Origin of the sequence: Kitasatospora sp. NPDC004669 (genome assembly GCF_040609455.1) — a bacterium.
Classification (GTDB): Bacteria; Actinomycetota; Actinomycetes; order Streptomycetales; family Streptomycetaceae; genus Kitasatospora.
Genome location: NZ_JBEXKB010000010.1, coordinates 37,520 through 57,857, shown reverse-complemented (window position 1 = coordinate 57,857; position 20,338 = coordinate 37,520). Strand labels below are relative to the sequence as shown.

The 20,338-nt window shown below is 76.4% G+C and carries 2 protein-coding genes; both read left to right on the top strand.

What is annotated here, in order from left to right; all coding sequences use genetic code 11:
* The first annotated feature begins 131 nt into the window (after positions 1-131).
* On the top strand, positions 132-1,481 hold the full coding sequence (locus ABZW30_RS10950) for a serine hydrolase domain-containing protein (RefSeq protein ID WP_355670747.1): 1,350 nt from the start codon (positions 132-134) through the stop codon (positions 1,479-1,481).
* A gap of 179 nt (positions 1,482-1,660) precedes the next feature.
* Positions 1,661-20,326: a non-ribosomal peptide synthase/polyketide synthase gene (locus ABZW30_RS10945; RefSeq protein WP_355670746.1), complete on the top strand. Its 18,666-nt coding sequence runs from the start codon at positions 1,661-1,663 to the stop codon at positions 20,324-20,326.
* The last annotated feature ends 12 nt before the right edge of the window (positions 20,327-20,338 follow it).

The window sequence follows — 20,338 nt, the reverse complement described above, 5'->3', positions numbered from 1 at the left end:
TTCCCGCGTGTCGTGAGCCGGGGAGCGCGGGCGGCCGGAAAATGCGCCGGGCGCACCTCGGCAATCCGGAATTCATCCGCGGACGTCTGCCGCGTCCGCATCTGAGAGCCAGTCAACGGGAGCTTTCGCCTATGCCGTACTCCGTTTCCGCGCCGGTCCGTGAGCGCGCGCCGGTCCAATTACGACGTGAACTGCAACACCGGCTCGACACGCTCGCGTGCACCCACCGGGTGCCCGGCGCGCAGCTGGTCGTGGACACCGGGCCGGAGGCCGTCGTCCTGCACACCGGTGTGGCCGACGCCGCCACCGGCACCCCCTTCACCGCGGACACCGCCGTCCCGGTGGGCTCGCTCACCAAGCCCTACACGGCCGCCCTGGTGCTGCTCCTCGCCGACGACGGCGACCTCGACCCCGACGACCGGGTCGCCGACCTCCTCCCCGAGCTCCGCCGGATGCCTGAAGTAACGATTCGCCAACTCCTCAGCCACACCGGCGGACTGCCCACCGGACCGGACTCCGACGAGGCCGCCCGGACCACCGCGGCGCACTACCTGGCGTCCGTGTGCGCCGCCGGTGACGAGCTCTTCCCGCCCGGAACCGACTTCTCCTACTCCAACGCCGGCTACGTCGCCGCCGGGCGCCTGGTGGAGACGGTGACCGGGATGCCCTGGCGCGAGGCGGTGCGCACCCTGCTGCTGGACCCGCTCGGCACCGTGCCCGCCTTCGTCGGTGCGACCGCCGCCGGGCGTCCGGTCGCCGCCGGGCACGCGCTCAACACCGCGACCGGCCGGGTCCGGCCGGTCGCGCAGAACCTCGCCCCGGTGGAAGCGCCGGCCGGAGCCCTGCTGCTGAGCGCCGCGGACCTGGCCGCGCTCGGCGGTGCCCTGGTCGGCCGCAGCGCCGCCCTGCCGGACGCCGTCGCCGACGGGATGCGCCGCCCGCAGCCCGCCGCCCGGCCGGGGGCGCTCGCGGACGGCTGGGGGCCGGGCCTGGCCCTCTACCGCCAGGACGAGCGGCTGTGGTGGGGACACGACGGCAACGCCATGGGCACCTCCTGCCACCTGCGGGTCGAACCGGACAGCGGTGTGGTGATCGCCTTCACGGGCAACGCCGGGGCCGCCACCGCGCTCTGGCGTGAGCTCGCCGACGACCTGGCCGAGCTGCTCGGCCTAAGGGTGCCGGCCGCGATCGCGCCCGCGGCCTCGGGCGACCCGGTCGCCCTGCCCGAGTGCGCGGGCACCTACGTCAACGGCGGGATCCGCTACCGCGTCGAGCCCGCCCGCGACGGATCGCCGACCCTCTCCGTGGACGGCGACCTGCCGCTACCCATGCGCTGCTTCGCGGACCTCTCCTACGACCTGCTCGCCCCCGACACCGGACGGCCCGAACCCGGCGGGCGCTTCCACCGGGACCCCGCCACCGGCGTGATCGACCGGGTGCAGGTCTCCGGGCGCACCGCACGGCGCGTCGGCCCCGCCTGAGCAGTCCGGGCCGCCCCTCGTGCCGGGCTCACCCCCGGCACGCCCGCACCACCCCCGTACCGGGCTCACCCCCGGCACGCCCGCACCGCCGCCACACCGTTCCCGCGGATCCCAGGGCCGGTCCCGCCCGCCCCGGTGCCCGCGTCGCATCCTCTCCCCGTCCGGAAGGATCCTCCGCCATGACCGACCGGCCTGCCCAGCCCGTGCGTACGTCCGCCCCGTCGTCGGCGCACCGGACGCTCGACGAGCTGTTCGCCGCCCGGGTGACCCGCACCCCCCACGCCCCCGCGGTGACGGACGGGCGGCGCACCTGGACCTACCGGGACCTCGCGGACCGGGTCGACCGGCTGGCCCGCGACCTGAGACGGCGCGGCGCCGGGACGGAGCGGACGGTGGCGCTGGTCCTGCCGCGCTCGATGGAACTCGTCGCGGCGGAGCTCGCCGTGGTGCGGACGGGGGCCGCCTTCCTGCCCGTGGACCCCGGCTACCCCGCCGAGCGGCGGGCGCTGATGCTCGCCGACGCCGCGCCCGCCGTGGTCCTGGACGATCCGGCCCGGGTCCGCGAGGTACTGGAGGCCGAGGCCGCCACCGCCACCGATACCGACACCGCCGCCGAGGCCGGCCCTCCCCGTCGGGCCGGCGCCGACCACGCGGCCTACGTGATCTACACCTCGGGCTCCACCGGAACCCCCAAGGGCGTGGTCGTCACCCACCGGGGGATCGGCGGGTTCACCGAGGCAGCCGTCGAGCAGTACGCGGTGCGCCCGGGCGACCGGGTGCTGCAGTTCTCCTCGCCCAGTTTCGACGCCTCCGTCCTGGAACTGTTCGTCTCCGTCCTCGCCGGTGCCACCCTGGTGATCCCGCCGGACGGCCCCTGGCTGGGCGACGAACTCGCCGCCGTGCTGGACGGACACCGCATCACCCACGCCCTCATCCCGCCGGCGGCGCTGGCCACCGTGCCCGCCGGAGCGGGCCGCCACCTGCGCACCCTGATCGTCGGAGCCGAGGCCTGCCCCGCCGACCTGGTCGACCGCTGGGCGCCCGGCCGACGCATGGTCAACTCCTACGGCCCGACCGAGGCCACCATCGTCGCCACCTGGACCGGGCCGCTGACCGCCGGCAGCGGTACCCCGACCATCGGTGACGCGCTGCCACACGCCCGGGCGTATGTCCTCGACGCCGCCATGCGGCCCCAACCGCCGGGCACCGACGGTGAGTTGTACGTCGGCGGGGACGGCGTCGCGCGCGGCTACCTGGGCCGCCCGGGCCTGACCGCCGCCCGCTTCGTCGCCGACCCCTTCGGGCCGCCCGGGGCCCGGCTCTACCGCACCGGCGACCGGGCCCGCCGGAGAGCCGACGGGGAAGTGGAGTTCCTCGGCCGTCTCGACCGGCAGGTGAAGATCCGCGGCTTCCGGATCGAACCGGGGGAGGTCGAGGCGGCCCTGCGGACGCACCCCGACGTCGACCAGGCCGTCGTCGTGGTCCGGGAGGACGAGCCGGGGCGGGAGCGCCTGGTCGGCTACGTCACGCCCGCCGACCCGGAGCGCACCCCCGACCCGGTGGTGCTGCGCGCGGCCCTGGCCGCCGCCCTGCCGGTCCACCTGGTGCCGTCCGTCGTCGTCGTCCTGGCCGCGCTGCCGCTCACCCCGCAGCACAAGGTCGACCAGCGGGCGCTGCCGGCGCCCGCCCGCCCCACCTCGACCGCACCCTCCGCACCCCGCACCGAGCGGGAACGCGCCCTGGCCGCCATCTGGGCCCAGGTCCTGGGCGCCGACGCGGTGGGGGTGACGGACGACTTCTTCGACCTCGGCGGCGACTCGATCCTCGCCGCCCGCACCCTGACCCGGATCGCGGAGCGACTGGGCGCCCGGCTCAGCCTCCGGGACGTCTTCACCGCGCGCACCGTCGCCGCCCTGGCCCCGCTGCTGGACGAACGGCACGCCACCGCGCCGCCGGAGCCGATCCCGCCCGCCCCGCGCGCCGCGCCGCTGCCGCTGTCCAGTGCCCAACGACGCCTCTGGTTCCTCGACGACCTCACCACCGGCGGAAGCGAGTACAACACCGGCGTCGCCCTGCGGCTGCACGGAACACCCGACCCCGAGGCCCTGGGCCGGGCGCTGGGCAGGCTCGCCGCCCGCCACGACTCGCTGCGCACCACCTTCGCCACCGTCGACGGGCAGCTCGTCCAGCGCGTCGCCGCGGCCGGCGCCCTGCGGCTGCGCACCGCCGACCTCGGCGGGCTGCCCGGCCGGGAGCGCGCCGAGGCGGCCGACCGCCTGCTGGCCGAGGAGCTGAGCCGCCCCTACGACCTGACGGACGGCCCGCTCGCCCGGGCGCTGCTGATCCGGCTCACCGCCGAGGAGCACGTGCTGCTGCTGGGGCAGCACCACATCATCACCGACGGCTGGTCGGTGGGCGTCCTCACCCGCGAACTGGCCGCGCTCTACCGGGCGGAGGTCTCCGGCGAGGCGGACCGGCTGCCCGCGCCGGCCCTCCAGTACCCCGACTTCGCTGTCTGGGAACAGCGCCGCCGGGCAGCCGGGGGCGGACCCGGCGACGCGGCGGACCTCGCCTACTGGAAGCGGTGCCTGGCGGACCTGCAGCCCCTGCAACTGCCCACCGACCGGCCCCGGCCCGCGCTGCGCACCACCGCCGGCGCGGCGCACCGCCACCACCTCCCGGCCGATCTGACGGCCCGGCTGCGGCACCTCGCCGCGGGGCGCGGCACGACGGTGTTCACCCTGTTCGCCGGGGCGTCCGCGCTGCTGTTCTCGCGCTACTCCGGCCAGCGGGACGTGGTGTTCGGCACCGTGACCAACGGGCGCGACCGCCGGGAGCTGGAGGAGGTGACGGGCTTCTTCGTCAACACCGTGGTGCTGCGCGCCGACGTGGACCGGAAGGCCACCGTCGACCGGTTCGTCGAGAGCGTGCGCGCGACCCTGCTGGACGCCTTCGCCCACGCCGAAGTGCCGTTCGACCGGGTGGTCGAGGAACTGGCTCCGCCCCGGGACCCCAGCCGGACCCCGCTGGTCCAGGTCCTGGTCGTCCAGCAGAGCGGCACCACGCCGCCGCCCGCCGGGGGCCTGCGCTTCGAGGACCATCCCTTGCCCCGCCCGGCCGCCCGGTTCGACCTGGTGCTGGAGTTCACCCCGGAGGACGCCGGTGGCTGCGCGCTGACGGTGGAGTACAACACGGACCTGTTCGACGAGCGGACCGTGGCCCGGATGGCACGTCACCTGCACCGCCTGCTGGAGGGGATGGCCGACGGCCCGCAGCGCACCGTCGGCGAACTGCCCATGCTCTCCGAGGAGGAGGAGCGCACGCTGCTCGACGCCTGGAACCCGCCCGCGCGTGCCGGGTGCGACCTCCCGCACACCGTGCTGCCCGGGCTGTTCGAGGCGAGCGCGGCCCGCATCCCCGAGCGGACCGCCGTGGTCTGCGGCCCGGTTCGGCTGGACTACGCGGAGGTGAACCGGCGCGCCAACCGCCTCGCGCGGCTGCTGGTCTCCCGAGGCGCGGGGCCGGAGCGGCTGGTCGCGGTGTGCCTGCCCCGCTCCGCCGAACTGCCGTCGGCGCTGTGGGCGGTACTGAAGTCGGGCGCCGCGTACCTGCCGGTGGATCCGGGGTACCCGGTCGAGCGGGTCCGCTTCATGCTGGCGGACGCCGGGCCCGTCCTGGTCCTCGCCACCCGGGAGACGGCGGCCGCGCTGCCCGAGGGCTGCCCCGTCCTGCTGCTGGAGGACTGCGCCGCCGCCGACTTCGCGGACGCGGCGGACACCGATCCGACGGACGCCGACCGGCTGGGACCGCTGCTGCCGGAGCACCCGGCGTACGTCATCTACACCTCGGGGTCGACCGGCCGGCCCAAGGGCGTCGTGGTCACCCACCGCAGCGTCGTCGAGCTCGCCCGCTGGGCGCTGGGGCGGTTCGGGCCCGGCGGGCTGGACCACGTGGTCGCCGCCACCTCGCTCAACTTCGACGTGTCGGTCTTCGAACTGCTCTGCCCGCTGCTGGCGGGCGGGAGCGTCGAGCTGGTCGCCGATCTGTCCGCGCTCGCCGACGAGCCGGTCCCGCGGCACGTCGGCCTGGTCAGCGGGGTGCCCTCGGTGATCGCCCGGCTGATCGCCGGCAGCGCCGCCCCGGTCGACGCCGACACCGCCGTACTGGCCGGCGAGGCCCTCTCCGCCCAGGCGCTGCGCGACCTGCGCGGCGCCCTGCCCGGCAGCGCGATCGCGAACATCTACGGCCCGACCGAGGCCGCCGTGTACGCCACGGCCTGGTTCGCCGGCGACCGGCTGCCGGAGCAGGCGCCGCCGATCGGGCGGCCGATCGCACGGACCCGGGCCTATGTCCTCGACGGCGCGCTGCGCCCGCAACCCCCGGGTGTGGTCGGCGAGTTGTACCTCGGTGGCGGCGGTCTGGCGCGCGGCTACCTGGGGCGCGCCGGGCTGACCTCCGCCCGCTTCATCGCCGACCCGTACGGCCTGCCGGGCGAGCGGATGTACCGCACCGGGGACCTGGTGCGCTGGAACGCCGACGGCGACCTGGAGTACCTCGGCCGGATCGACCAGCAGGTCAAGGTCCGCGGCTTCCGGATCGAACTGGGCGAGGTGGAGGAGGCACTGCGGCGCTGCGAGGGCGTCGCGGAGGCCGCCGCCACGGTCTGCGAGGGCGACGGCACCCGGCGCCTGGTCGGCTATGTGGTGCCCGTCCCGGGCGGCCGGGTGGAATCCGAGGCGGTGCGCCGGGCGCTCGGCCTGACCCTGCCCGACTACCTCGTCCCCTCGACCGTCGTGCCGCTGCCCGCCCTGCCGCTCAACCCCAACGGCAAGCTCGACCGCGGCCGCCTCCCCGACCCCGGCCCCGCCGTGTCCACCGTCCGCCACGTCGCCCCCCGCACCCCCACCGAAAGCGCGCTCGCCGCCATCTGGGCGGAGGTGCTGCGACTGGAACGGGTCGGCGCGGACGACAACTTCTTCGACCTCGGCGGCGACTCCATCCTCGGCATCCAGGTGGTGGCCCGGGCCCGGCAGACCGGGCTGCCGGTGACCTCCCGGGACCTCTACCGGCACCAGACGGTCGCCGCGCTGGCCCGCTGCGCGGACGCCGCCGAACGACCGGCCGCCCCCGCCCCGGTGACGGCCACCGGGCCGGGTGTCCTGACGCCGATCCAGCGCTGGTGGTTCGACCGGGCCGACGGTCGCGCCGGCCACTTCAACCAGGCGCTCTCCCTCCTCCTGCGCGACGACCCGGACCCGGAGGCGCTGGGGGCTGCCCTGAACGACCTGGTCGCCCACCACGACGCCCTGCGCTCGGTCTTCACGGCCCCCGACGGCGGGGCCGGCGGCGTGCGCTGGCGGATCGACGACCGGGCGCCCCGGATCCGGCTGGGCCGCCACAGCGGACCGGACGGCGACAGCCCGCACTTCGGCCCCTTCGACCTGAGCGGCGGGCCGCTGCTGCGCGCCGTGCTGCACGAGCGCGGCGCGGGGTCGGCGCCGGTCCTGCACCTGGCCGTCCACCACCTGGTGGTCGACGGGGTCTCCTGGCGGGTGCTGCTGGCGGACCTCGACGCCGCCTACCGGGCCCGCCGCGACGGCCGCGACGGGGCGGCGGCGCTGCCGGCGAAGTCCTCGCCGCTGCGGCAGTGGGCCGAGCGGCTCGGCGCCTTCGCCGCCGCGGGCGGCTTCGAGGACGAGACGGAGTACTGGGCGCGGGCCCTCCCGGCGCCGTCCGACCTGGACGAGGTGGACGACGCGGACCGGGTCGAGCCGTTCCCGGACGACCTGGCCGGCGCCGACGGCTACGCCTCGGCCCGCTCGGTGACCGTGCGCCTCCGCCCCGCCGATACCGCCGCCCTGCTGCGCACCCTGCCCGACACCTACCGCACCCAGGCCAACGACGTGCTGCTCAGCGCCCTCGGCCGGGCCTTGTGCGCGTCGAGCGGGCAGGACCGGGTGGTCGTGGACGTCGAGGGGCACGGGCGCGAGGAGCTCTTCGCCGACCTCGACGTCAGCCGCACCGTCGGCTGGTTCACCACCCGGCACCCCGTCGCGCTGGCCGTGCCCACCGAGGCCGACTGGGACACCGTCCTCAAGCAGGTCAAGGAGCAGCTGCGCGCCGTCCCCCGCCGCGGCCTCGGCTTCGACGCGCTGCGCCACCTGGGGCGCCCCGGGACGGCGCCGGACACCCCGGCCGCGCGGATCAGCTTCAACTACCTCGGCCGGATGGACGTCCAAAACGACCCGGACGACGCCGACGGGCTGTACCGCGGCACCTTCCGGGCCCTGGAACTGGACGCCGACCCGCGGGCCGGGCGCCCGCACGCCCTGGAGGTGGTCGGGCAACTCGACGGCGACGCACTGGAGTTCACCTGGTTCTACGCCGAGGGGCGGCACCGGCGCGGCACCGTCGAGGCCTTGGCGGAACGGTTCGCCGCGGAACTGGCCGACCTCGCGCGCCACGCGGCCCGCCCGGGCGCCGCCGGGCGCACCCCGTCCGACTTCCCGCTGGCCCGGCTCGACCAGGCGGCCGTGGACCGGATCACCGGGGACGACCCCGGCGCGGTGGAGGACGTCCTCCCGCTGACACCCACCCAGGCCGGCATGCTCTTCCACGGCCTGGCCGAGGAGGACAGCGGCGCCTACTTCCAGCAGCTGGACTTCGTCCTGGACGGCGTGCCCGACCCGCAGACGCTGGCCGCGGCCTGGCAGTGGGTGACCGACCGCACCTCGGTGCTGCGCGCCCGCGTCCGCTGGCAGGACGTCCCCGAGCCGCTGCTGGTGGTGCTCCGCCGGGCGGCCGTGCCGGTGACCCGACTGGACTGGCGCGAGGTCCCCGAGCGGGAGCACCGCGGCCAACTGGCCGACCTCCTGGACCGCGACCGGGCCCGGGGCCTCGACCTGGCGAGTGCCCCGCTCCAGCGCCTGGTGCTCATCCGCCTCTCCGACACCCGCGTACGGGTGCTCTGGTCCTTCCACCACCTGATCCTGGACGGCTGGAGCCTCTTCCAGGTGCTGTCCGACGTCTTCGCCGTCCACGCCGCCCTGGCCCGGTCCGGTCCGGGTGCGGCGGAGGTCCCGTACGGGACCGTGCCGGACCGCCGGCCCTACCGCGACTACGTGGCCTGGCTGGGCGACCGCGACCCGGCGGAGGCGGAGGAGCACTGGCGCCGCCGCCTCGCCGGGATGGCCGAGGCGACACCGCTGCCCTACGACCGCGAGCCGCTGCGGAGCCACCGGGCGGAGTCCACCCGGGCCGTGCCGTTCACCCTGACCGCCGCCGCGACCCGGGCGCTGGAGGACCTCGCGCGGACCTCGGGCCTCACCCTGGGCACCCTGGTCCAGGGCGCGTGGGCGATCCTGCTGGGCCGTCAGGCGAACCGGGACGAGGTGGTGTTCGGCACCACGGTGTCCGGGCGGCCGCCCGAGCTGCCCGGGGTCGAGGCGATGACCGGCCTGTTCATCACCACCCTGCCCACCCGGACCACGGTGCCCGCCGACCGGAGCCTGCTCGACTGGCTCCGGGAACTGCAGGAGGAGCAGAGCGAGGACCGGCGGCACGGCCACGTCCCGCTCACCCGCCTGCGGGCCGGCACCGAACTCCCCGAGCAGACAGCCCTGTTCGACAGCATCGTGGTCGTCGAGAACTACCCGGTCGACGCCGACGCGGCCGCCGCGCACGGCCTGCGCCTGCGCGAGCTGGACGGCATCGAGACCACCAACTACCCGCTCACCCTGCTGGCCCTCCCGGGGCCCGAGCTGGCCCTGCGCCTGTGCTACGACCCGCGGTTGTTCGACGCCGACACCGTCCGGCGGATGGCCGGGCAGCTCACGGCCCTGCTGACCGGCATGCCCGAGGGGGCCGGGCGCCCGCCCGCGCGACTGCCGCTGCTGACCGCCGGGGAGCGCCGGCGGATCCTCACCGAGTGGAACGACACCGCCGTTGAGCGACCCGAGCGCAGCGTCGCCGAGCTCTTCGCCGAGCAGGTGCGCCGCACCCCCGGCGCGATCGCCCTGGAGACGGCGGACGAGCGCCTCACCTACCGTGAACTCGACGCCAGAGCCGCCGTGTTGGCCGGGCGGCTGGCCGCCCGTGGGGTCCGCGCGGAACGTCCGGTCGGCGTGCTGATGAACCGGTCCGTCGCCCTGGTCGTCGCCCAGCTGGCCCTGGTCCGCATCGGCGGCGTCCACGTGCCGCTGGACGGCCGGGCGCCGCGCGAGCGGCTGCACCGCATGCTGGCCGAGGCGGGTGCGGACCTGCTGCTCACCGATGCGGACCGGGCCCGGACGGCCGTCGAACTGCTCCCGGCGGAAAGGGTGTTGCGGGTCGACCGGCCGGACGCCGCCGACCAGTCGGACCCCGCCGACCGGCCGGCACCCGTCGCGTGCGCGGTCCACCCCGACCACCTCCAGTACCTGATGTTCACCTCGGGCTCCACCGGCACCCCCAAGGGCGTCGCGGTGCGCCAGCGCGATGTCGCCGCGCTCGCCCTGGACCGCGCCTTCGCCGACCACGACCGGGTGCTGGTGCACTCCCCGCACGCCTTCGACGCCGCCACCTACGAGCTGTGGGTGCCGCTGCTGCGCGGCGGCACCGCCGTCCTCGCCCCGCCGGGGGACCTGGACGCCGCCGCCGTCCGGCACGCCGTCACCGAGCGGGGCGTGCGCTGCCTGTGGCTGACCGCCGGGCTGTTCCGCCTCCTCGCCCAGGAGGACCCGGGTTGCCTGCGCGGCGCCCGCGAGGTGTGGACCGGCGGCGAGGCGGTGCCGGGCGCGGTCGTGCGCAAGGTCCTGGAGGCCTGCCCCGACCTCACCGTGGTGGATGGCTACGGCCCGACCGAGACCACCACCTTCGCCACCCGGCGGGCCTTCCGCCCCGGTGACCCGCTGCCCGCCGTGCTGCCGATCGGACGCCCGCTGGACAATACCCGGGTGTACCTGCTGGACGGCGCGCTCCAGCCGCAACCACCGGGCATCACCGGGGAGTTGTACATCGCCGGCGCCGGGCTGGCCCGGGGCTACGCGGGCCGGCCCGGCGAGACCGCCGCCCGCTACCTCGCCGACCCCTTCGGGCCGCCCGGCAGCCGGATGTACCGCACCGGCGACACCGCCCGGTGGAGCGAGGACGGCGAACTCCACTTCGTGGGCCGCGCGGACGACCAGATCAAGATCCGCGGCTTCCGCGTGGAACCCGCCGAGATCGAGGCGCGGCTCACCGCCCACCCGGCCGTCGCCGAGGCCGTCGTCTCGCTGCACGAGGACGCGGGCCGCAAGCGGCTGGTCGCCCACCTGGTGCCGGCCGACGGCGCCGAGCCGCCCTCCGCCGTCGCGCTGCGCACCCACCTGGCGGCCGACCTGCCCGACTACATGCTGCCCGCGGCCTTCGTCACGGTGCCCGAACTCCCCCTGACGGCCAACGGCAAGGTGGACCGCCGGCGGCTGCCCGCCCCCGACCGGTCGGCGGCCGGGGACCGCGCCCACCGCGCCCCGGGCACCGACACCGAACGCCTCCTCGCCGCGATCTGGGCCGAACTCCTCGGCGTGGAACGGGTCGGGCTCGACGACGACTTCTTCCTGCTCGGCGGCGACTCGATCCTGAGCATCCAGGTCGTCTCCCGCGCCCGCGCCGCCGGCCTCGCGCTCTCCCCCCGGGACCTCTTCCGCCACCCCACCGTGGCCGCGCTGGCCGGGGCCGCCGGCACCGCCGTCCCGGTGGCCGGCACCGAACCGGTCAGCGGCGAGGTCGGGCTGACGCCCATCCAGCACTGGTTCCTCGACCCGAACCCGCCGCACGCCGGGTACTTCAACCAGTCCGTGGTCGTGGAGGCGCCCGGCCCGGTCGACCCGGAGGCACTGCGCCGCGCGCTGACGGCCCTGCGGGCCCACCACGACGCCCTGCGCTGCCGGTTCACCGCCGGGGCGGACGGGACCTGGCGGCAGCACTGCGCCCCGGCGGACGGCGCCGCCCCCGACCTGCTGGAGGTCCACGACCTCGGCGACGAGGCCGCGGTCACCGAGGCCGCCCACGCCGGGTTCCGGCTGGACAGCGGCCCGCTGCTCACCGCCCGCCTGCTGGTTCCCAGCCCCGAGTCCGGCCACGGCACCCGGCCCGCCCGGCTGCTGCTGGCCGTCCACCACCTGGTCGTCGACGGCGTCTCCTGGCGGGTGCTGCTGGAGGACCTGGAGACCGCCTACCGGCAGGCCGTGGAGGGCCGGCCGCTGCGGCTGCCCGCCCGCACCACCTCCGTCCGGGAGTGGACCCGCCGCCTGGCCGAGCACACCGCCGCCGGCGGCTTCGCCGACCAGCGCGCCCACTGGACGGCCGCCGCCCGGGCCTGCGCGACCCCGCTGCCGGTGGACGGCGACGGCGGCAACACCGCCGCCGACCTGCGCGCCGTGACGGTCCGGCTGGACCGCGAGCGCACCGACGGCCTGCTGCGCGAGGTCCCCGGGGTCTACCGCACCCGGATCGACGACGTCCTGCTCACCGCCCTGGGCCGGGTGCTGGCCGACTGGACCGGGCGGCGCACCGTCGCGATCGGACTGGAGGGGCACGGCCGTGAGGACCGGCTGTTCGAGGGTCTCGACCTGTCCCGTACGGTCGGCTGGTTCACCTCCCTCTTCCCGGTCGCCCTGACCGTCCCGGACGGGGACTGGGGCAGCGCGCTGAAGGCCGTCAAGGAGCAGCTGCGGGCGGTGCCGGACCGCGGCCTCGGGTACGGCGCGCTGCGCCACCTCGCCCGGGACGAAGGACTGGCCGACGCGCCGGCACCCGGCATCACCTTCAACTACCTGGGCCGGTTCGACTGGTCCGCGGACGGCGCCGCGCTGGTCCGCGCGGTCCCCGGCGGCCTCGGCGGCGCGGAGGCGCCCGGGACGGCGCGCCCGCACCTGCTGGACGTGGTCGCCCGGGTCGACGGCGACGAGCTGGAGATCAGCTGGTACTACAGCGTCGGCCGGCACCGCGAACAGACCGTCACCGACCTCGCGGACGCCGTACTGCGGGCGCTGGAGGAGATCGTCGCCCACTGCGCCCGCCCCGATGCCGGCGGCCGCACCCCCGCCGACTTCCCGCTGGCCCGGCTGGACCAGGCGGCGGTGGACCGGATCGTCGGGGACGGCCGGGCCGTCGCGGACCTGTACCCGCTGACGCCCATGCAGGCGGGCATGCTCTTCCACAGCCTGCTCGACCCGGACGGCCGCACCTACCTCAACCAGGTCCAGCTGGTCCTGTCCGGGGTCACCGACCCGCGGGCGCTGGCCGAGGCCTGGCAGCGGACCGCCGACGCCAACCCGGTGCTGCGCACCCGGCTCACCTGGCAGGACACCGCCGAGCCGCTCCAGGTCGTCCAGCAGCGGGTCACGGTCCCGGTGACCCACCACGACTGGACGGACTGGCCGGCCGACCGCGTCGAGCGGGAGACGGCGCGGCTGCTCGCCGAGGACCGGCGGGCCGGCATCGACCTCGGCACCGCACCGCTGATGCGGCTGTCCCTGGTCCGATTGACCCCGACCCGGGTACGGGTGCTGTGGACCTTCCACCACGTCCTGCTCGACGGGTGGAGCGCCGCCCAGGTCTTCGACGAGGTGTGCGAGCGGTACGCCGCGCTGACCACCGGGCAGCAGCCGAGGCTCACCGAACGCGCCCCCTTCGGCGACTACCTGCGCTGGCTGTCCGAACAGGACCCGGCCCGGACCGAGCGGTACTGGCGTGACGCCCTGGCCGGCTTCCCCGCCCCCACCGAACTGCCCCGGGACCGCCGCCCGGCCGAGGCCCACCGGGCCTCCTCCACCGCGTCGGTGCGGGTGAGCCTCGGTGCCGACCTGTCGGAGCGGCTGCGGACGACCGCCCGGCAGGCGGGCCTGACCGTCAACACCGTGCTGCAGGGTGCCTGGGCGCTGCTGCTCTCCCGCTACGGCGGCGGGGACGACGTGGTGTTCGGCACGATCGTCTCCGGCCGGCCCGCCGAACTCCCGGGCGTGACCGCGATGGTGGGACTGTTCATCAACGCCCTGCCCACCCGGGTGCGGATCGACGCCCGGCGCCCGCTGCTGGAATGGCTGCGGGAGCTCCAGGACGCCCAGTCGGAGGCCCGCCGGTACGACTTCGTCTCCCTGGCGCAGCTGCAGGGCTGGAGCGAACTGCCGGGCGGGACCAGCCTGTTCGACAGCATCGTGGTCTTCGAGAACTACCCGTTCGACGAGGGGACACTGACCCGGCACGGCCTGGGCGTGTCGACCGAACGCGTCCTGGAACCGACCAACTACCCGCTCAGCGTGGTGGTGGCCCCCGGCGAGGCCATCGAGGTCGACCTCGACCACGACCCGGCCCTCTTCGACGCCGGGACGGTCGAGCGGCTCGGGGCGAGCCTGCGGACCCTGCTGGCGGCGCTGGCGGCCGGCCTCGACCGGCCGGCCGCGGACCTGCCGCTGCTGGAGCCGGCCCGGGGCCGCGAGCTGGTGGAACGTTTCGGCGGAGCCGTCGTCGAGGCGCCGCGGCTCACCCTTCCCGAGGCCTTCGCCCGACAGACCGCCCGGACACCCGACGCCCCGGCCGTGCGGTCCGGAGAGGTACGGCTGACCTACCGGGAACTCGACGAACGGTCCAACCGGCTGGCCCGGCTGCTGATCGCGGCCGGCGCCGGCCCCGAGCGGTTCGTCGCCCTCGCGCTGCCCCGCACCGCCGACCTGGTCGTGGCCCTGCTGGCGGTGCTCAAGAGCGGCGCCGCCTACCTGCCGGTCGACCCGGGCTACCCGGCCGAGCGGATCGCGTTCCTCTTCACGGACGTCCGGCCCGACGCCGTGGTCACCGACGCCGGGACCGAAGGACGGCTCCCGCAGGGCCCGTTCACCCGGATCCTGCTGGACGACCCCGGGTGCGCCGCCCGGCTCGCCGCCACCCGCGGCGACGCCCTGGGCGAAGCGGAGCGGCTCGGCGCCCTGCTGCCGGAGCACCCCGCCTACGTCATCCACACCTCCGGCTCCACCGGCCGGCCCAAGGGCGTGGTGGTCGCCCACGCCTCGGTGCTCGCCCTGACCGACTGGGCGGCGGCCGAGTTCGGCGGCCGGGGCCTGCACCACGTGGTGTCCGCCACCTCGCTGAACTTCGACGTGTCGGTGTTCGAGATCTTCTCGACCCTGCTGTCCGGCGGCTGCGTGGAGCTCGTCCGGGACCTGCTGGCCCTGGCCGAGCGCCCCGGCCCGTGGCGGGCCGGCCTGCTCAGCGCGGTGCCCTCGGCGCTGGGCGGCCTCCTCGCGGAGGACGCCGTGCACCTCGGCGCGGACACGGTCGTCCTGGCCGGCGAGGCACTGCCCGCCCGTACGGTGCGCCGGTTGCGCGAGGCCGTCCCCGGCTGCCGGGTGCTGAACATCTACGGCCCCACCGAGGCCACCGTCTACGCCACCGCCTTCGCCTGCGACCCCGCCCCTGACCCCACGGATCCCGATCCGGACCGCGACCCGCCGATCGGCCGTCCGGTCGGCGGCGCCCGGGCCTACGTCCTGGACCACCGGCTGCGCCCGGTGCCCGTCGGCGCGCCGGGGGAGCTGTACCTGGCCGGCACCGGCGTGGCGCGCGGCTACCTGCGCCGCCCCGGGCTCACCGCCGCCCGGTTCCTGCCCGACCCCTTCGGCCCGGCCGGTCGCCGGATGTACCGCACCGGAGACCTGGTGCGCTGGACGGCCGACGGCGACCTCGTCTACCTCGGCCGCGCGGACGACCAGGTCAAGGTGCGCGGGTTCCGGATCGAACCCGGCGAGGTCGAGGCCGCACTGGCCCGCCACCCGCGGGTGTCGGCGGCGGCCGCCCGGGTGGTCGAACACGACGGCCACCGGCGCCTGGTGGGCTACGTGGTGGCCCGCGACGGCGCGCTGCCGGACGCCGCCGAGTGGCGCGCCTTCCTCGGCCGCACCCTCCCCGACCACCTGGTGCCCGCCCTGGTGGTGCCGCTGGAGCGGCTGCCGCTCGGCGCCACCGGCAAGCTGGACCGGCGCGCCCTGCCCGCGCCGGTGTGGGCCGCCCCGGCCGCAGGCGGCGCCCGGCCGCCCCGCACCGACGCGGAGCGCACCCTCGCCGCGATCTGGTGCGAGGCGCTCGGCGTGCCCGAGGTGAACGCCGACGACAACTACTTCGCGCTCGGCGGCGACTCGATCCTGGGCATCCAGATCGTGTCGGCGGCCCGCCGGGCCGGTCTCGCGCTGACCCCCCGACACCTCTTCGCCCACCAGACCCTGACCGAACTCGCCCTCGCCGCCGAGCGGTCACCGACCCCGGCGGTGGCCGCCGAACAGGGCGCGGTGGTGGGCGAGGCCCCGCTCACCCCGGTCCAGCACTGGCTGTTCGACACCCTCGACGGAGACCCCGCCCGCCTCACCCAGTCGGTCTCCTTCCGCCTCGACCCGGACACCGACGAGACCCTGCTGCGGGCCGCGCTGGCCGCCGTCCTGGAGCAGCACGACGCGCTGCGCCTGCGGTTCGAACCGTTCGGCGACGGCCGGTGGCGCCAGCACGGCGCCCAGCCCGGTGAAGCCCCGGACCTGCGCACCCACACGCTGCCCGCCGCCGGGTCGCCGCAGCGGCGCGAAGCCGTGCTGGGCGGGCTGGCCGAGCGTCTCGCCGAGGGCTTCGACCTGGCCGCCGGGCCGCTGCTGCGGGCCGCGCTGTGCCGCTTCGAGGACGAGCGGCACCCCGTCCTGCTGCTGGCCGCGCACCACCTGGTGGTGGACGCGGTGTCCTGGCGCCTGATCCTGGAGGACCTGGACACCGCCCACCGCGCGCTGCGCGCCGGGCAGCGGCCCGACCTCGGCCCCAAGAGCACCTCGTTCCGGGCCTGGGCCGAGCGGCTGGCCGCGCACACCGCGGCCGGCGGCTTCGACGCCGAACGCGCCCACTGGTACGACCTGGACCGCGACGCCGCGACCGCCCTGCCGACCGACCTCGACGGCGCCGACACGGCCGCCGTCGAGGAGTCGCTGACCGTCACTCTGGACACCGAGGACACCCACCGGCTGCTGCGGGACGTCCCGGAGGCGTACCGCACCCGGGTCGACGATGCCCTGCTCTGCGCTCTGGGCCGGGTGCTCGCCCGCTGGACCGGACGGGACCGGGTGGCCGTCGCCCTGGAGGGCCACGGCCGTGAGGAACTGTTCGACGGGGTCGACCTCGCCCGGACCGTCGGCTGGTTCACCGCGATGTACCCCGTGGCCCTGGACGTGCCCCGGGGCGCCGACACCGGCACCGCACTGAAGACCGTCAAGGAGAACCTGCGCGCCGTGCCGCACGGCGGGCTGGGCTACGGCGCGCTGCGCCACCTAGGGCCGGCCGATCCCAAGCTGCCCGACCTGCCCCAGACCGGCTTCAACTACCTGGGCCGGCAGGACTGGCACCCCGCCCCCGGCGGCCTGCTGCACTCCCCGGACGGCCCGCTCACCGGCGGCATGGACCGGGCGGCGCGGCGCCCCCACCTGCTGGACGTGCTCGGGCGGGTCAGCGCGGGGCGGCTGACCTTCACCTGGTCGTACTCCCGCGAGGTGCACCACCGCGAGACCGTCGCCCGGCTCGCCGCCGAACTGCTCGACGAGCTGCGGGAGATCGTCCGCCACTGCGCCGAACCCGGCGCGGGCGGCCGCACCCCCGCAGACTTCCCGCTGGCCCACCTGGACCAGGCGGCGGTCGACCGGCTGGCCGGCACCGGACGGGACGTCACGGACATCCAGCCGCTCACCCCCACCCAGACCGGCATGGTGGTGCACGGCCTCGACGAGGCCGAACACGGCCTGTACGTCGAGCAGATCACCTTCGTGCTGGACGGCGCCCGCGACCCGCGGCTGCTGGCCGCCGCCTGGCAGCACGTCCTCGACCGCACCCCGGTGCTGCGCACCGCCGTGGCCCTGCACGGCGTGCCGGTGCCGCTGCAGGTGGTCCACCGGGAGGTGGAGCTCCCGTACACCGAACACGACTGGAGCGGGCTGACGGAGGCGGAGCGCGCGGCACGGCTGGAGCGGCTGCTCGGCGAACAACGGGCCCGTCCGCTGGCCCTGGACCGGCCCCCGCTGCTGCGACTCGACCTGATCCGGCTCGGGCCGGACGCGGTGCGCGTGGTGTGGACCTTCCACCACGTCCTGCTGGACGGCTGGAGCGTCTTCCACGTCCTGTCGGACGTGCTGGCCGCCCACGCCGCGCTCACCCGCGGCGAACGGCCGAGCCTGCCCGAGCGCCGGTCCTTCGCGGACTACGTCGACTGGCTCGCCGCCCGCGACACCGCGGCCGCCGCCGAGCACTGGCGCGGCGTGCTGGCGGACCTCACCGCGCCCACCGCGCTGCCCTACGACCGCAGGCCCGCCCGGGGCGACACGGCCCGCTCCGGCGAGTGGCTGTCGCACCGGCTGAGCGCGGCCGAGACGCAGCGGCTCCAGGACTTCGCCCGGCAGCACCGGCTCACCCTCAACACCCTGGTGCAGGGCGCCTGGGCGCTGCTGCTCTCGCGCTGGAGCGGGGAGTCGCGGGTCTGCTTCGGCACCACCGTCTCCGGGCGCCCGGCCGACCTGGCCGGCTCGGACGGCATCATCGGCCTGTTCATCACCACCCTGCCCGCCCGGGTGACCGTCGACGGCGGGCAGCCCTGCGCCGCCTGGCTGCGCGCGCTCCAGGAGGACCGGGCCGAGGACCGCCGCTACGACCATCTTCCGCTGACCGAGATGCGCGGGCTGAGTCACGTCGCGCCCGGGACGGGGTTGTTCGACAGCCTGGTGGTGCTGGAGAACTACCCGGTCGGCGACGCCACGGCGGGCGCGCACGGCCTGCTGGTGCGTGAGCTGGACGCCCGGGAGGCCACCAACTACCCGCTCACCGTGGTCGTTTCGCCCGGCGAGCGGCTCACCGTGGAGCTCGGCCACGACCCGCGGTACCTCGATCGCGCGACCGCCGAGCAGCTGGCCGCCCAACTGCTGCACACCCTTGCCGCGTTGGCGGGAACGGACGGCGGCACACGGCTGGACGACCTCGACGTGGTGCCGCCCGGGCAGCGGGAGCGGCTGCTGCGCGGACCGGCCCGCCCGGCGCTGGATGCGCCCGCCCCGGCGACCCTGCCCGCCCTGGTCGAGGCCGCGGCGGACCGGTGGCCGGAAGCCGCCGCACTGAGCGCCAACGGCCAGGAGCTGTCCTTCGCCCAGCTGGAGGCGCACGCCAACCGGCTGGCGCACCGGCTGATCGCGCGCGGCGCCGGCCCCGGCGAGGTGGTCGCCCTGCTGCTGCCGCGCTCGGCGGACACGGTGCTCGCCCAGCTGGCCGTGGCCAAGACGGGCGCCGCCTTCCTGCCCGTCGACCCCAACTACCCCGACGAGCGCGTCGAGTTGATGCTGCGGGACGCGGCCCCCGCGCTCACCCTGGACGCCAAGGAGGTCGCGGCGCTGCTGGCCGCCCCGTCGGACGGCGCCCCCGGCCACCGCCCCACCGACATCGACCGGACCCGCCCGCTCGACCTGGACGACCCCGCCTACGTCATCTACACCTCCGGCTCCACCGGCACCCCGAAGGGCGTGGTCGTCACCCACCGCGGGCTCGCGGCGTTCGCCGCCGCCGAGGCCGAGCACTACCGGGTCGCCCCGGGGGACCGGGTGCTGGCCTTCGCCACCCCCAGCTTCGACGCCTCCGTCCTCGAACTGTGCATGTCCCTGCCGCACGGTGCCCGACTGGTGGTGCCCGAACCCGGACCGCTGCTCGGCGCCCGACTGGCCGAGGTGCTGCGGGAGGAGCGGATCACCCACACCCTGCTGCCCCCGGCCGCCCTCGCCACCCTGCCCTCCGACACCCCCGGCACGCTGCCCGCGCTGAAGACCCTGGTGGTCGGCGCCGACGCGTGCGGCGCCGAACTCGTCGCCCGCTGGGCCCCGCACCACCGCATGGTCAACTCCTACGGCCCCACCGAGGCCACCGTGGTCGCCACCTGGTCCGCCCCGCTGGCACCGGACGGCGCCGCGCCGCCGATCGGTCGCCCGCTGCCCGCCACCGGGGCGTACGTCCTGGACGCCCGGCTGCGGCCGGTGGCCGACGGCGTGCCGGGCGAACTGTGGCTGAGTGGACCGGCCCTGGCCCGCGGCTACCTGGGGCGGCCGGGCCTGACCGCCGCCCGCTTCACCGCCGACCCGTTCGGCCCGCCCGGCAGCCGGATGTACCGCACCGGCGACCTGGTGCGCCGCGACCGCTCCGGCGAGCTGCACTACCTGGGCCGCACCGACCACCAGCTCAAACTGCGCGGCCACCGGATCGAGGCCGGCGAGGTCGAGGCCGTCCTGGCTCACCACCCGGGCGTGCTGGACGCCGTGGTGAGCGTACGGGAGGACGAGCCGGGGCTGCCCCGGCTGGTCGCCCACCTGCTGGTCGCCCCCGGCGCACAACCGCCGACCGGCGCCGAACTGCGCGCGCTGGCCGCCCGCTCCCTGCCCGGCCACATGGTCCCCTCGGCCTTCGCGGTCCTCGACCGCTTCCCGCTCACCGCGAGCGGCAAGACCGACCGCACGGCGCTGCCCGCGCCCCGACCGGCCGAGGAGGAACCGGCCGAGCGGCTGGCGCCCCGCACGCCCACCGAGGAGGCCGTGGCGCAGATCTGGGCCGAGACCCTCCGGACGGCCGTGGGCGTGACGGACGACTTCTTCCTGCTGGGCGGCGACTCCATGCGCGCCCTGCTGATCGCCTCCCGCGCCAACGATGCCTTCGGCGTCACGCTCACCCCCCGCGACGTCCTGGTCTCCCGCACCGTGGCCGCCCTGGCGGACCTGGTGGAGGACCAGGTGCTGAGCGAACTCGAAGACGCCGCGTTCGGCGGCCCCGACGATGACGAACGGTGAGGATCCGACGAC